This is a genomic window from Streptomyces sp. NPDC005803 (assembly GCF_040630435.1).
Classification (GTDB): Bacteria; Actinomycetota; Actinomycetes; order Streptomycetales; family Streptomycetaceae; genus Streptomyces.
Map to the genome: position 1 here is coordinate 388,752 of NZ_JBEXXO010000001.1, position 11,913 is coordinate 400,664.

The 11,913-nt window shown below is 69.3% G+C and carries 13 protein-coding genes; 6 read left to right on the top strand and 7 right to left on the bottom strand.

Going from position 1 to position 11,913, the window contains the following annotated elements:
• Nucleotides 1–6: 6 nt before the first annotated feature.
• From ABZ454_RS01750 to ABZ454_RS01760, 3 genes are all read right to left on the bottom strand, one after another.
• Entirely contained in the window at nucleotides 7–1,038 is a 1,032-nt protein-coding gene (locus ABZ454_RS01750; RefSeq protein ID WP_356321027.1) for an alanine racemase, read from the bottom strand.
• A 131-nt stretch (nucleotides 1,039–1,169) separates the two neighbouring features.
• Nucleotides 1,170–2,288 (bottom strand): peptidoglycan bridge formation glycyltransferase FemA/FemB family protein, encoded by a 1,119-nt coding sequence (locus tag ABZ454_RS01755; protein WP_356321025.1) that lies wholly within the window; start codon nucleotides 2,286–2,288, stop codon nucleotides 1,170–1,172.
• 188 nt (nucleotides 2,289–2,476) lie between these two features.
• Nucleotides 2,477–2,809 (bottom strand): hypothetical protein, encoded by a 333-nt coding sequence (locus ABZ454_RS01760; RefSeq protein WP_359535622.1) that lies wholly within the window; start codon nucleotides 2,807–2,809, stop codon nucleotides 2,477–2,479.
• A 278-nt stretch (nucleotides 2,810–3,087) separates the two neighbouring features.
• Here ABZ454_RS01760 and rpsF point away from each other — a divergent pair, with 278 nt between their 5' ends.
• The 4 genes from rpsF to rplI all read left to right on the top strand — a co-directional run bounded on the left by rpsF (nucleotide 3,088) and on the right by rplI (nucleotide 4,812).
• Complete coding sequence (gene rpsF / locus ABZ454_RS01765; RefSeq protein ID WP_018101872.1) at nucleotides 3,088–3,378, top strand: 30S ribosomal protein S6; 291 nt, start codon at nucleotides 3,088–3,090, stop codon at nucleotides 3,376–3,378.
• A gap of 74 nt (nucleotides 3,379–3,452) precedes the next feature.
• A complete protein-coding gene (locus ABZ454_RS01770; RefSeq protein ID WP_356321021.1) occupies nucleotides 3,453–4,067 on the top strand; it encodes a single-stranded DNA-binding protein in 615 nt (204 codons plus the stop codon).
• 43 nt (nucleotides 4,068–4,110) lie between these two features.
• The gene (rpsR, locus tag ABZ454_RS01775; RefSeq protein WP_003967857.1) at nucleotides 4,111–4,347 is read left to right on the top strand and encodes a 30S ribosomal protein S18; all 237 of its coding nucleotides are present in this window, start codon (nucleotides 4,111–4,113) and stop codon (nucleotides 4,345–4,347) included.
• An 18-nt stretch (nucleotides 4,348–4,365) separates the two neighbouring features.
• The gene (gene rplI, locus ABZ454_RS01780) at nucleotides 4,366–4,812 is read left to right on the top strand and encodes a 50S ribosomal protein L9 (RefSeq protein ID WP_311311380.1); all 447 of its coding nucleotides are present in this window, start codon (nucleotides 4,366–4,368) and stop codon (nucleotides 4,810–4,812) included.
• Nucleotides 4,813–4,919: 107 nt separating this feature from the next.
• Here rplI and ABZ454_RS01785 read toward each other — a convergent pair whose 3' ends face one another.
• Complete coding sequence (locus ABZ454_RS01785) at nucleotides 4,920–6,257, bottom strand: MATE family efflux transporter (protein ID WP_359535623.1); 1,338 nt, start codon at nucleotides 6,255–6,257, stop codon at nucleotides 4,920–4,922.
• 457 nt (nucleotides 6,258–6,714) lie between these two features.
• Between ABZ454_RS01785 and dnaB the strand changes: the two genes are divergently transcribed.
• Both dnaB and ABZ454_RS01795 read left to right on the top strand, forming a co-directional pair.
• Entirely contained in the window at nucleotides 6,715–8,193 is a 1,479-nt protein-coding gene (gene dnaB / locus ABZ454_RS01790) for a replicative DNA helicase (RefSeq protein ID WP_359535624.1), read from the top strand.
• Nucleotides 8,194–8,343: 150 nt separating this feature from the next.
• On the top strand, nucleotides 8,344–9,732 hold the full coding sequence (locus ABZ454_RS01795) for a serine hydrolase domain-containing protein (RefSeq protein ID WP_359535625.1): 1,389 nt from the start codon (nucleotides 8,344–8,346) through the stop codon (nucleotides 9,730–9,732).
• A gap of 36 nt (nucleotides 9,733–9,768) precedes the next feature.
• Here ABZ454_RS01795 and ABZ454_RS01800 read toward each other — a convergent pair whose 3' ends face one another.
• Genes ABZ454_RS01800 through ABZ454_RS01810 form a run of 3 tightly spaced genes read right to left on the bottom strand, consistent with a single transcriptional unit; the run spans nucleotide 9,769 to nucleotide 11,910 of the window.
• Nucleotides 9,769–10,932, bottom strand: coding sequence for a winged helix DNA-binding domain-containing protein (locus tag ABZ454_RS01800; RefSeq protein WP_359535626.1), 1,164 nt, complete (start codon nucleotides 10,930–10,932; stop codon nucleotides 9,769–9,771).
• A 28-nt stretch (nucleotides 10,933–10,960) separates the two neighbouring features.
• Nucleotides 10,961–11,413: a GNAT family N-acetyltransferase gene (locus tag ABZ454_RS01805; RefSeq protein WP_359535627.1), complete on the bottom strand. Its 453-nt coding sequence runs from the start codon at nucleotides 11,411–11,413 to the stop codon at nucleotides 10,961–10,963.
• 38 nt (nucleotides 11,414–11,451) lie between these two features.
• Nucleotides 11,452–11,910: a MarR family transcriptional regulator gene (locus ABZ454_RS01810; protein WP_356321006.1), complete on the bottom strand. Its 459-nt coding sequence runs from the start codon at nucleotides 11,908–11,910 to the stop codon at nucleotides 11,452–11,454.
• Nucleotides 11,911–11,913: the final 3 nt, after the last annotated feature.

The window sequence follows — 11,913 nt, forward strand, 5'->3', positions numbered from 1 at the left end:
GGCGTCTCAGCGGTCGACGAGCCGGTCGAACTGCGTGGTGGTGTGGCGCAGGTGGGCCACCAGCTCGTCGCCCACCCGCGGCTCCTCGGCGTCCGAGGGCACGAACAGGATCGACACCTGCATGTGCGGCGGCTCGGCGAACCAACGCTGCTTGCCGGCCCAGACGAACGGCGACAGGTTGCGGTTGACGGTGGCCAGCCCCGCCCGGGCGACCCCCTTGGCGCGCGGCATCACCCCGTGCAGGGCCTTGGGGGCCTCCAGCCCCACGCCGTGCGACGTGCCGCCCGCGACGACGACCAGCCAGCCGTCGGACGCGGCCTTCTGCTGCCGGTAGCCGAACCGGTCGCCCTTGACGACGCGGGTGACGTCCAGCACCGCACCCCGGTACTCGGTCGCCTCGTGGTCGCCCAGCCACAGCCGGGTGCCGATGCGGGCGCGGAACCGCGTCTGGGGGAACTGCTGCTGCAGCCGGCCCAGTTCCTCGGCACGCAGATGACTCACGAACATGGTGTGCAGCGGCAGCCGGGCCGCCCGGAGACGGTCCATCCAGGCGATGACCTCTTCCACCGCGTCCGAGCCGTCCGTGCGGTCCAGCGGGAGGTGCAGAGCGAAACCTTCGAGACGTACGTCCTCGATGGCGGCGTGCAACTGCCCCAGCTCCTCCTCCCTGACGCCGTGGCGCTTCATCGAGCTCATGCACTCGATGACGACCCGGGCGCCCACCAGAGCGTGCACACCGTCCACGGACGACACGGAGCGGACGACCCGGTCGGGCAGCGGCACCGGCTCCTCGCCCCGCCTGAACGGAGTGAGGACCAGCAGATCACCGCTGAACCAGTCCTTGATGCGGGCCGCTTCGTAGGTGGTGCCGACCGCGAGGATGTCGGAGCCGAAGCGGATCGCCTCGTCGGCCAGCCGCTCGTGGCCGAAGCCGTACCCGTTGCCCTTGCAGACCGGTACCAGGCCCGGGAACTGGTCGAGCACGGATTTCTGGTGCGCCCGCCAGCGCGCGGTGTCGACGTACAGGGAGAGCGCCATGGCCGGTCCGGAACCTTTCTGGTGGCTGCGGTGGAGCAGAGGTGTGCGGAGCTGCTTGATGAGCCCATTGAAACGAATGAAGCCGGTTTCGTCAGCCATGCACGGCGGATCAGCGGCGGATCACCGACTGCTCAGCGGCGTGACATGTAGAGGTCGAGGGCCTTGTGCAGCAGCTTGTTGAGCGGGAAGTCCCACTCGCCGAGGTACTCCGCGGCCTGGCCGCCGGTGCCCACCTTGAACTGGATCAGACCGAAGAGGTGATCGGTCTCGTCCAGCGAGTCGGAGATGCCGCGCAGGTCGTAGACGGTGGCGCCCATCGCGTACGCGTCGCGCAGCATCCGCCACTGCATCGCGTTCGAAGGGCGGACCTCGCGCTTGTGGTTGGCCGAGGCGCCGTACGAGTACCAGACGTGGCCGCCCACGATCAGCATGGTCGCGGCCGCGACGTTCTCACCCTCGTGACGGGCGAAGTAGAGCCGCATCCGGTTGGGGTCCTCGTTGTTGAGGGCCGTCCACATGCGCTGGAAGTAGCCGAGCGGACGCGGCCGGAAGTGGTCGCGTTCCGCCGTGATCTCGTAGAGCCGCTGCCACTCGGCGAGCTCCGCGTAACTGCCCTGGACGACCTCGACGCCGGCCTTCTCGGCCTTCTTGATGTTGCGCCGCCAGAGCTGGTTGAAGCCCTTGTGCACGTCTTCGAGCGAGCGGTTGGCCAGCGGCACCTGGAAGATGTAGCGGGGCTGTACGTCACCGAATCCGGCGCCGCCGTCCTCGCCCTGCTGCCAGCCCATCTTCCGCAGCCGGTCCGCGACCTCGAAGGCGCGGGGCTCGATGTGGGTGGCCTCCACGTCGCGCAGACGCTTCACCTCGGGGTCCTGGATGCCGGCCTTGATGGCGGCGGCGTCCCAGCGGCGGATGACGACCGGCGGGCCCATCTTCACCGAGAAGGCGCCCTGCTGCTTGAGATGCGCCAGCATCGGCTGCAGCCAGTCGTTCAGGTTGGGGGCGTACCAGTTGATGACCGGGCCCTCGGGCAGGTACGCGAGGTAGCGCTTGATCTTGGGCAGCTGCCGGTAGAGCACCAGGCCGGCGCCGACGAGCTGGCCGTCCTTGTCGAACCAGCCCAGGCTCTCCGAGCGCCACTCGGCCTTCACATCCGCCCATGCCGGGACCTGCATGTGACTTGCCGCGGGCAGACTCTGGATGTACGCCAGATGCTGCTCTCGGCTGATGGTCCTCAGGGTCAGGCTCATGCGGGGCGCTCCTCGGCAGGTGTGTCCCCATCGGTCAGGGGCTCCGGCTCTCGCGCCGAAGCCTACTGTGACCGGGAAGCGCGCGGTCTGGCCCCGTCGTACCCCTGCCGTCCCGGCATGCGGTACGGGGCGGTCCCGCCCGTGGAGGGGGCCGCCCCGCAGGCTGCCGGGACGCTGCTGCGCCGCGGTCAGCCGATCACGCCGCCGAAGAGCCCGCCATGGGCCATGCCCAGGAAGAATCCGACGCCGGCCGCACCCATGCCGACGAACAGAGGGAACCTCTCCCGGGTGGTCTCGGAGATGTAGATCCCGTACCCGCCCGTGAGGAATCCGATCAGTCCGGCCCACGAGCTGAGCAGATGCAGGTTGTGGAACATCGCCGTCACGAACGCCAGGACACCCAGCACCACCGTCACAGCCACCAGGGTGTCCTGGAGCGGATGAGGCTTGCCGTCCGTCGCGAAGAGCGAGCCGGCGGGACGGGCGGGGGAGTGGGAGCGGGATTGCATTGCTTGTGCCATGGAGTACCTCCTGGCCGAAAGGCGGCGCATCGTGGCGCCGCTCACACCCGATGTGTACAGATTGCGTCTCCTGACCACCGGATTTCAACCGGAAGCCGGTCTGCGGGTACTCTGGACGGTCTGCACCAGTGTCTGTCCAGGCCAGCACGGACGGCTCCTCTCCACGGAGGGCGTTGTCAGTGGCGGCTGTTTTACTCGGAGACACTGATGCTCACGCATCACGACCCTCCTGCCACGGAACGACCGTGGCCGCTGAGTCCAAAGGAGGTGGGTTCCACATGCGTCACTACGAGGTGATGGTCATCCTCGACCCCGATCTCGAGGAGCGAGCAGTCTCCCCGCTGATCGAGAACTTCCTCTCCGTCGTCCGTGAGGGCGAAGGAAAGGTTGAGAAGGTCGACACCTGGGGCCGTCGTCGGCTCGCTTACGAGATCAAGAAGAAGCCCGAGGGCATCTACTCGGTCATCGACCTGCAGGCCGAGCCTGCGGTCGTCAAGGAGCTCGACCGCCAGATGAACCTGAACGAGTCGGTCCTCCGGACCAAGGTCCTCCGTCCCGAGATCCACTGAGCTTCTAGCTCAGTGGTCATCGGGTTCGAGTAGCAGCAAGCAGCCAGAAGCAATCCCCGCCGAGAGGTTCATCCATGGCAGGCGAGACCGTCATCACGGTCGTCGGCAATCTCGTCGACGACCCCGAGCTGCGCTTCACCCCGTCCGGTGCGGCGGTCGCGAAGTTCCGCGTCGCGTCCACTCCCCGCATCTTCGACCGGCAGACCAATGAGTGGAAGGACGGCGAAGGCCTGTTCCTCACCTGCTCGGTCTGGCGTCAGGCGGCGGAGAACGTCGCCGAGTCGCTCACGCGAGGCATGCGCGTTGTCGTGCAGGGCCGGCTGAAGCAGCGGTCGTACGAAGACCGCGAGGGCGTCAAGCGCACGGTCTACGAGCTGGACGTCGAGGAAGTCGGCCCCAGTCTCAAGAGCGCCACTGCCAAGGTCACCAAGACCACCGGTCGTGGTGGCCAGGGCGGCCAGGGTGGATACGGCGGCGGCCAGCAGGGTGGCGGTAACTGGGGCGGCGGTCCCGGTTCTGGTGGCCAGCAGGGTGGTGGCGGTGCTCCCGCCGACGACCCGTGGGCCACGAGCGCTCCGGCCGGCGGCCAGCAGGGCGGGGGCCAGCAGGGCGGCGGAGGCGGTTGGGGCGGAAGCTCCGGCGGCTCCGGCGGTTCTGGCGGCGGCTACTCGGACGAGCCGCCCTTCTAGGGCAGCTCGTACCCCCACTTCTTGATCACACAGGAGAAACACCATGGCGAAGCCGCCTGTGCGCAAGCCTAAGAAGAAGGTCTGCGCGTTCTGCAAGGACAAGACCCAGTACGTGGACTACAAGGACACGAACATGCTGCGGAAGTTCATTTCCGACCGCGGCAAGATCCGTGCCCGCCGCGTCACCGGCAACTGCACGCAGCACCAGCGTGACGTCGCCACGGCAGTCAAGAACAGCCGTGAGATGGCGCTGCTGCCCTACACGTCCACCGCGCGATAAGGGAAGGGTGACCGAATCATGAAGATCATCCTCACCCACGAGGTCTCCGGCCTCGGTGCTGCGGGCGACGTTGTAGACGTCAAGGACGGGTACGCCCGTAACTACCTGGTTCCGCGTGGCTTTGCCATCCGCTGGACCAAGGGTGGCGAGAAGGACGTGGCGCAGATCCGCCGCGCCCGCAAGATCCACGAGATCGCCACGATCGAGCAGGCCAACGAGATCAAGACCAAGCTCGAGGCCGTGAAGGTCCGTCTGGCCGTTCGCTCCGGCGACGCCGGCCGTCTCTTCGGCTCCGTCACCCCGGCCGACATCGCTTCGGCGATCAAGGCCGCCGGTGGCCCGGATGTCGACAAGCGTCGCGTCGAGCTCGGCTCGCCGATCAAGACGCTCGGCGGACACCAGGTGTCCGTGCGTCTGCACCCCGAGGTCGCTGCGAAGCTCGGCGTCGAGGTCGTTGCCGCCTGATCGGGCCGCACCTCTGCGCAACAGTGAAGGGCCGCACCCCCTGGGTGCGGCCCTTCGCCGTTGCCGTCGTCGTCCGTTTCACGTGAAACAGGCCGGATGCGGCGGGCTCAGCGGGTGGCGCCGGTGACCATCCACGTGCCGGAGCGGGTGCGCAGCCAGAGGGTCGCCATGCGGACGAGCATCATGAGGGCCATCGCACACCACAGCGTGGTCAGACCACCCCCGAGGACGGGAACCAGCAGGGCCGCCGGGGCGAAGACGGCCAGGGTGACGAGCATGGCCCAGGCCAGATAGGCCCCGTCTCCGGCGCCCATCAGTACGCCGTCCAGGACGAAGACGACTCCGGCGACCGGCTGGGTCAGCGCCACCACCAGCAGGGCCGGGAGCAGCGTGTCCTGCACGGACTGATCGCTGGTGAACAGCGGTACGAACAGGGGACGCGCGAGAACGATCAGAACTCCGAAGAGCACGCCGGAGGCGATGCCCCACTGCACCATGCGGCGGCAGGCCTCGCGGGCGCCCTTCGTGTCACCGGCTCCCAGGTAGCGTCCGATGATCGCCTGTCCCGCGATGGCGATGGCATCCAGTGCGAAGGCCATCAGGCTCCACAACGACAGGAGGATCTGATGCGCCGCGATGTCGGTGTCGCCCAGTCGAGCGGCGACGGCCGTGGCGATGAGCAGGACGGCGCGGAGTGACAGCGTACGGACGAGAAGGGGAACCCCTGCCCGGGCACTGGCCTTGATGCCGGCGGCGTCGGGGCGCAGGGAGGCGCCGTGGCGCCGGGCGCCGCGGACCACGACCACGAGATACGCGGCGGCCATCCCGATCTGGGCGATCACCGTGCCCCAGGCCGATCCTGCGATGCCGAGCCCGGCGCCGTAGACGAGGCCCGCGTTGAGGGCCGCGTTGGCGGCGAACCCGCCGATGGCGACGTAGAGCGGGGTGCGGGTGTTCTGCAGGCCCCGGAGCACACCGGTCGCGGCCATCACCACGAGCATGGCGGGGATGCCGAGGCTGGAGATCCGGAGGTAGGTGGTGGCGTACGGGGCAGCGGTGTCGGAGGCCCCGAACACCTCGACGAGCCAGGGGGCCAGGGGGAAGGCCAGGGCGATGACGACGAGACCCAGCAGGATCGCCAGCCAGATGCCGTCCATGCCCTGGCGGATCGCCGCGGACAGATCGCCGGCGCCGACCCGCCGGGCGACAGCAGCGGTGGTGGCGTAGGCGAGGAAGACGAACACGCTCACGGCGGTCGTCAGCAGGGCGGCGGCGATGGCCAGGCCGGCCAGCTGAGGAGTCCCGAGATGGCCGACGATGGCACTGTCGACCATCACGAAAAGGGGCTCGGCCACGAGGGCGCCGAAGGCGGGAACGGCGAGCGCGAGGATCTCGCGGTCATGGAGCCTGCGACGGGAGGGCGGGGTCGCCGGAGCCTGGATCATGGGAGCCAATCTAATCTTCCACAGGTAATAGATGCAACCCTCTGGCATCCCTTACAAACGCCGGGGAGTGACGTTCTGGCATGTGCCGGTTCCCGGGATCTTGTGCCGACTCGGAAAGTTTTTCTCCCCCACAGCCCGTGGACGGAGAAAGTGCAGGTCAGGCCAGTGATAGCGGCGCGGCTATGAGTTTGTCCACAGTGCTGTCCCCCGGTCCGTGCACAGGTTCTGCGGAGTTCTCCACAGCATCTGGTCCGTCGTCCACATGCCCTGTGGATAACCAGATTGGCTGACGCTGCGGAGCCGCCTACCGTGGTCCGGCGCCCCCACGTCGTTTCGGCCCTGGAACCCGCAGAACCGACACACCAAAACCGGAGTCAGGCGTCTTGTTTGTCGGTGCCGTGCCGTAAGAAAGAGTGGCACGGCTAGGTCCGCGGAGCGGACGGGAGGAGGTGGCCGGATGAGCATTTCCGAGCCTTTGGACGACCCCTGGGCCGAGGCCGGTCCCAGCGACCGTCTGCCTGTTTCCCGCCAGCGCCGGGGCGAGGGCAGGGACCGTGGTGAGCAGCACGACCGAGGCCGGGAGAGCAACGGCTGGGAGGGCAGCTCCCCCGGGTTCGAGCGGGTCCCGCCCCAGGACCTCGACGCGGAACAGTCCGTCCTCGGTGGCATGCTCCTGTCGAAGGACGCCATCGCCGACGTCGTGGAGATCATCAAGGGCCACGACTTCTACCGCCCCGCGCACGAGACCGTCTATCAGGCGATCCTCGACCTCTACGCGAAGGGCGAGCCCGCCGACCCGATCACGGTGGCGGCGGAACTGGTCAAGCGCGGCGAGATCACCAAGGTGGGCGGGGCTCCGTATCTGCACACCCTGGTGCAGTCGGTGCCGACCGCGGCCAACGCTTCGTACTACGCGGAGATCGTGCATGAGCGTGCGGTCCTGCGGCGGCTCGTCGAGGCCGGCACGAAGATCACGCAGATGGGATACGCGGCGGACGGCGATGTCGACGACATCGTCAACTCCGCTCAGGCCGAGATCTACGCCGTCACCGAGCAGCGGACCAGTGAGGATTACCTGCCGCTCGGCGACATCATGGAGGGCGCGCTCGACGAGATCGAGGCGATCGGTTCACGCAGCGGTGAGATGACCGGCGTGCCGACCGGCTTCACCGACCTCGACGCCCTGACCAACGGCCTTCACCCGGGTCAGATGATCGTCATCGCGGCCCGCCCCGCCATGGGTAAGTCCACGCTCGCCCTGGACTTCGCCCGCGCCTGCTCGATCAAGAGCAACCTGCCCAGTGTGATCTTCTCCCTCGAAATGGGGCGGAACGAGATCGCGATGCGTCTGCTGTCCGCCGAGGCGCGGGTGGCCCTCCACCACATGCGCTCGGGCACCATGACGGACGAGGACTGGACGCGGCTGGCGCGGCGGATGCCCGACGTCTCGGCGGCCCCGCTCTACATCGACGACTCGCCGAACCTCTCCATGATGGAGATCCGGGCCAAGTGCCGTCGTCTCAAGCAGCGCAACGACCTCAAGCTCGTGGTCATCGACTATCTCCAGCTGATGCAGTCCGGCGGTTCGAAGCGGGCCGAGAGCCGTCAGCAGGAGGTCTCGGACATGTCCCGAAACCTGAAGCTGCTCGCCAAGGAACTCCAGCTGCCGGTCATCGCGCTCTCCCAGCTGAACCGTGGCCCCGAGCAGCGTACGGACAAGAAGCCGATGGTCTCCGACCTCCGGGAATCCGGATCCATCGAGCAGGACGCCGACATGGTGATCCTGCTGCACCGTGAGGACGCCTACGAGAAGGAGTCACCGCGGGCCGGCGAGGCGGACCTGATCGTGGCCAAGCACCGTAACGGTCCGACGGCGACGATCACCGTCGCCTTCCAGGGGCACTACTCACGCTTCGTGGACATGGCACAGACCTGATCGGTGCGGCGTGCGCTGCTTGTGGACGGACCGCCCAGGGCCGGCGCCGGCGGCTTTCCGGTCCGTTGACGGAGCAGCAGGGCGAGGGGGCGTCGGCAGCTGCCCGGAAATGAAGTCGCCCCGTGCCCGGGCGGGAGGTAGTTGTTGACGATGACTTCTCCCGCTGAACAGTTGCTCCCGGGTACGCAGCGCGCTCTGCTGCACCGCATCGCCACCGCCCAGGCCGAAGGGCGCTCACCTTCTATGGTCGCCGCCGTGCAGCGACAGGGCCAGGTCGTCTGGCACGGTTCCCGCACATGTGTCGACGGCCATGCCCCGGACGCCGATACGCAGTACAGGATCGGCTCCCTGACCAAGACGTTCACCGCCGTGCTGGTCCTGCGCCTGCGGGACGAGGGCCTGCTGGATCTGGCCGACCCCCTGGAGAAGCACCTGCCCGGTACCGGCGTCGGTGACGTCACCCTTCATCAACTGCTGGGCCACAGCGCGGGGCTCGGAGCCGAGGCGCCGGCGCCCTGGTGGGAGCGGACGCCCGGCAGTCTTCGTCCCGGGCTCGCGGATGTGCTCGGCGAGCGCGAGCAGAGCACCATGCATCCTCCCGGCCGCCGGCACCACTACTCCAACCCTGGCTACACCCTGCTCGGAGCGCTGATCGAAGCGGTACGCGGAGCCTCATGGGCCGAGGTGCTGCGGAACGAGATCCTTGAACCGCTGGGCATGCACCGTACGAGCCCGCAGGCGCAGGCCCCGCACGCCGGGGGCTGGGCCGTCCATCCGTGGGCGGACGTCATGCTGCCCGAACCGGCCGAGGACCTCGGGCTGATGGCGCCGGCCGGGCAGCTCTGGTCCACCACCGCCGACCTCCTCCGCTTCGCCGCGTTCCTCGCGGAGGGGGACGACCGGGTGCTCGCGGCCGCGTCCGTGGCGGAGATGACGGAGCCGGCGACGCCACCGGAGCCGGGGGACTGGGACGGCTATTACGGCCTGGGCCTGCAGGTGGTCCGCAGGAAGGGCCGCACGCTCATCGGGCACACGGGGTCACTGCCCGGCTTCCTGGCGGCGCTCTGGTTCAGCGCCGAGGACGATGTGGCCGCTGTCGCGTTCGCCAACGTCACCTCCGGTGTGCCGGTCGGCGAGGTGGCCGCCGAACTCGTGGACATCGTCGCCGAGGCGGAGCCCCGCATCCCGGAGCCGTGGCGCCCGCTGCCCGAGGTGGACACGGAACTCCTGGCGCTGACCGGCCCTTGGTACTGGGGCGCGCGTCCGAACGTCCTGCGGCTGACCCCGGATCGTGGGCTGGAGCTGCAGCCCCTGAACGGCCGGGGCCGAGGCGCCCGGTTCACCGCCCGCCCCGACGGCACCTGGACGGGGCTGGACGGCTACTACGCGGGGGAGACACTGCGCGTCGTACGGAACGACGACGGCAGCGTGGACCATCTGGATCTGGGGTCGTTCGTCTTCACGCGTGAGCCGTACGATCCCGCGGCGGCCGTCCCGGGAGGCGTCGACGAGGGAGGGTGGCGGGGCCTGGGGAGCTGAGCGGGCCGTTTCACGTGAAACGGGCGGGCCGGTCGCTCAGGCCGTCAACTCACGTTCCAGAGGGGTGCGGAAGCGCGGTGTGACGCGCGCCGTGCCCACCCAGCCCGCCAGTCGGGAGGCCTCCGTCTCGATCGCGGCGGAGGCCTCCCGGCCTGCGTCGGTGAGCAGCCGCCAGACCGGCTCGCCGTCGGCGCGCAGGGCCCACCCGCCCACGATGCGGCCGTTCCACCACACGGTGGGGCCGATGTTGCCGGAACGGTCGAAGAGCGCCGCCCGGTGCTCGGCAGGCAGGTGGAATCCGCGATCGGCCCACCCCATGGCGCTGGGGTCGAGCGCCGGCAGCAGGGCGGCCCAGGGCTCGGGTGCCGGATCGGGCCCGTGGTCCTGGGGCGCGACCCAGGCCGTGGCGCCGCTGTCGAGCCGTACCTCTTCCGCCCCCGCGGTGGCCAGCGCCTTGCGGGCCTGGCCGGCCCCCCAGCCCGTCCACCACTTGAGGTCTGTCTCGGTGGCGGGGCCGTACGAACGGAGCCAGCGCAGGGCCAACTCCGCCTGCGCCCGCTCCATTTCCTCGCCCGGGCGGGGCTCGGAAGCCGTCCAGCGGAACTGGCTGGAGGTCCAGGACCCCCGTGGCCGGTCCCGGCGGATGCGTCCTTCGGCGGCCAGCACGCGGATGACGCGTGAGGCCACGCCCTGCACCGTCTCCTGCTTCTTGCCGGGGAAGACCGTGATCCTGGTGCGCAGGGCGGGGACGGCGGCGGAGAGCTCGCTGCCCGTGGCCGAGCCCCGGGCGGCCAGGGCCGCGAGGACGGAGCTCTCGGTACCGGCCAGCCACTGCTCGTCCAGCCCGCTGCCGTCCTCCGCCAGGTGTTTGAGGAGGGTCCGGCGTTCTTTGGCGGCGACTGCGCGCGCGTTCGACGCTTCGACCCAACGGGCCGTCTCGTCCGACACGACGAAGAGGGTGTTGCGCATGGAGAGCAGGCGCACCAGTGAGACGTCCTCGTAGAGGGATCGCTCCACGGCGGCGGCATCCGGCACCCGGAGCCGTGCGCAGGCGGACAGGAAGACGGTGGCCGCGTCGGTGGCGTGCAGAGCGACGACGGCGTCGGCCACGGCCACGGGGGACTCCGCCCTCACCGAGGGGGCCAGGAGGTGGCGCCGGCCGATCCTGATCCGGCGCTGTTCGTCACTGATGCGGTGCACGGTCGGTCCCTTGGACGCCGGGGTGCGGTCAGAGGGCGAGCTTGAAGCCCACATGGCTGGCCACGAAGCCGAGCCGTTCGTAGAAGCGATGCGCGTCGGTCCGGGTCGCATCGGAGGTCAGCTGGACCAACTGGCACTCCTGCCGCCGTGATTCGTCCACGGCCCACTGGATCAGCTGGGTCCCGAGGCCGCTGCCGCGCTCGTCCGCGTGGACGCGGACGCCCTCGATCACCGACCGGGTCGAGCCGCGCCTGGAGAGGCCGGGGATCACGGTCAGCTGGAGCGTTCCGACGACGCGGTCCGCCCGCACGGCGACCATCACATGCTGATGGGGGTCGCCGGCCAGCTTCCGGAACGCCGCGAGATACGGGGTGAGGTCGTCCGGCGACTCGCGCCGTGCGCCCAGCGGATCGTCGGCGAGCATGGCCACGATCTCCGGGAGATCGCCGACGGCCGCTGGGCGGATTTCCAGATCGCTCATGATCGGCAGCCTACGCGGAGAGCCTTTGGCCGGGCACGCTATGCGGGAACCTTCAGCTCCTCGACCGTCCGGACGAGCGGGGCCAGTTCGGGGTTCTTGGCGGCCTCGTCCAGCGCGGCCCGCAGGGCGGTGTCATTGGTCGGCCGGGCCTCGGAGAGCAGCGCGAGGCCGGCTTCGGTGACATCGGTGTAGATGCCCCTTCGGTCGGTGTCGCAGAGGTACCGGGTCAGCAGCCCCCGGTCCTCGAGGCGGGTGACCAGCCGGGTGGTGGCGCTCTGGCTGAGGACGACGGCGTCCGCCACCTGCTTCATCTGCAGATGGCCGCCGGTTCCGTTGTGCTGCCGGCTGAGGACGTCCAGCAGGGAGTACTCCCGGACACTGAGGCCGTGCCCGGTCTGCAGGGCTCGCTCGATATGGGCCTCGATCTTCCCGTGGAGCAGGGAGAGCGCGCACCAGCCCTGGGAAAGGGCGGTCAGTGCCGGGTCCGTCGCTGTCATGGG

What these genes read in the sequence shown, in the direction of transcription:
- ABZ454_RS01770 (WP_356321021.1), top strand. Translation starts at nt 3,453, where the DNA reads ATGGCAGGCGAGACCGTCATCACGGTCGTCGGCAATCTCGTCGACGAC.
- ABZ454_RS01805 (WP_359535627.1), bottom strand. Translation starts at nt 11,413, where the DNA reads ATGAGCGATCTGGAAATCCGCCCAGCGGCCGTCGGCGATCTCCCGGAG.
- ABZ454_RS01750 (WP_356321027.1), bottom strand. Translation starts at nt 1,038, where the DNA reads ATGGCGCTCTCCCTGTACGTCGACACCGCGCGCTGGCGGGCGCACCAG.
- ABZ454_RS01760 (WP_359535622.1), bottom strand. Translation starts at nt 2,809, where the DNA reads ATGGCACAAGCAATGCAATCCCGCTCCCACTCCCCCGCCCGTCCCGCC.
- ABZ454_RS01785 (WP_359535623.1), bottom strand. Translation starts at nt 6,257, where the DNA reads ATGATCCAGGCTCCGGCGACCCCGCCCTCCCGTCGCAGGCTCCATGAC.
- rpsR (WP_003967857.1), top strand. Translation starts at nt 4,111, where the DNA reads ATGGCGAAGCCGCCTGTGCGCAAGCCTAAGAAGAAGGTCTGCGCGTTC.
- rplI (WP_311311380.1), top strand. Translation starts at nt 4,366, where the DNA reads ATGAAGATCATCCTCACCCACGAGGTCTCCGGCCTCGGTGCTGCGGGC.
- ABZ454_RS01795 (WP_359535625.1), top strand. Translation starts at nt 8,344, where the DNA reads ATGACTTCTCCCGCTGAACAGTTGCTCCCGGGTACGCAGCGCGCTCTG.
- rpsF (WP_018101872.1), top strand. Translation starts at nt 3,088, where the DNA reads ATGCGTCACTACGAGGTGATGGTCATCCTCGACCCCGATCTCGAGGAG.
- dnaB (WP_359535624.1), top strand. Translation starts at nt 6,715, where the DNA reads ATGAGCATTTCCGAGCCTTTGGACGACCCCTGGGCCGAGGCCGGTCCC.
- ABZ454_RS01755 (WP_356321025.1), bottom strand. Translation starts at nt 2,288, where the DNA reads ATGAGCCTGACCCTGAGGACCATCAGCCGAGAGCAGCATCTGGCGTAC.
- ABZ454_RS01810 (WP_356321006.1), bottom strand. Translation starts at nt 11,910, where the DNA reads ATGACAGCGACGGACCCGGCACTGACCGCCCTTTCCCAGGGCTGGTGC.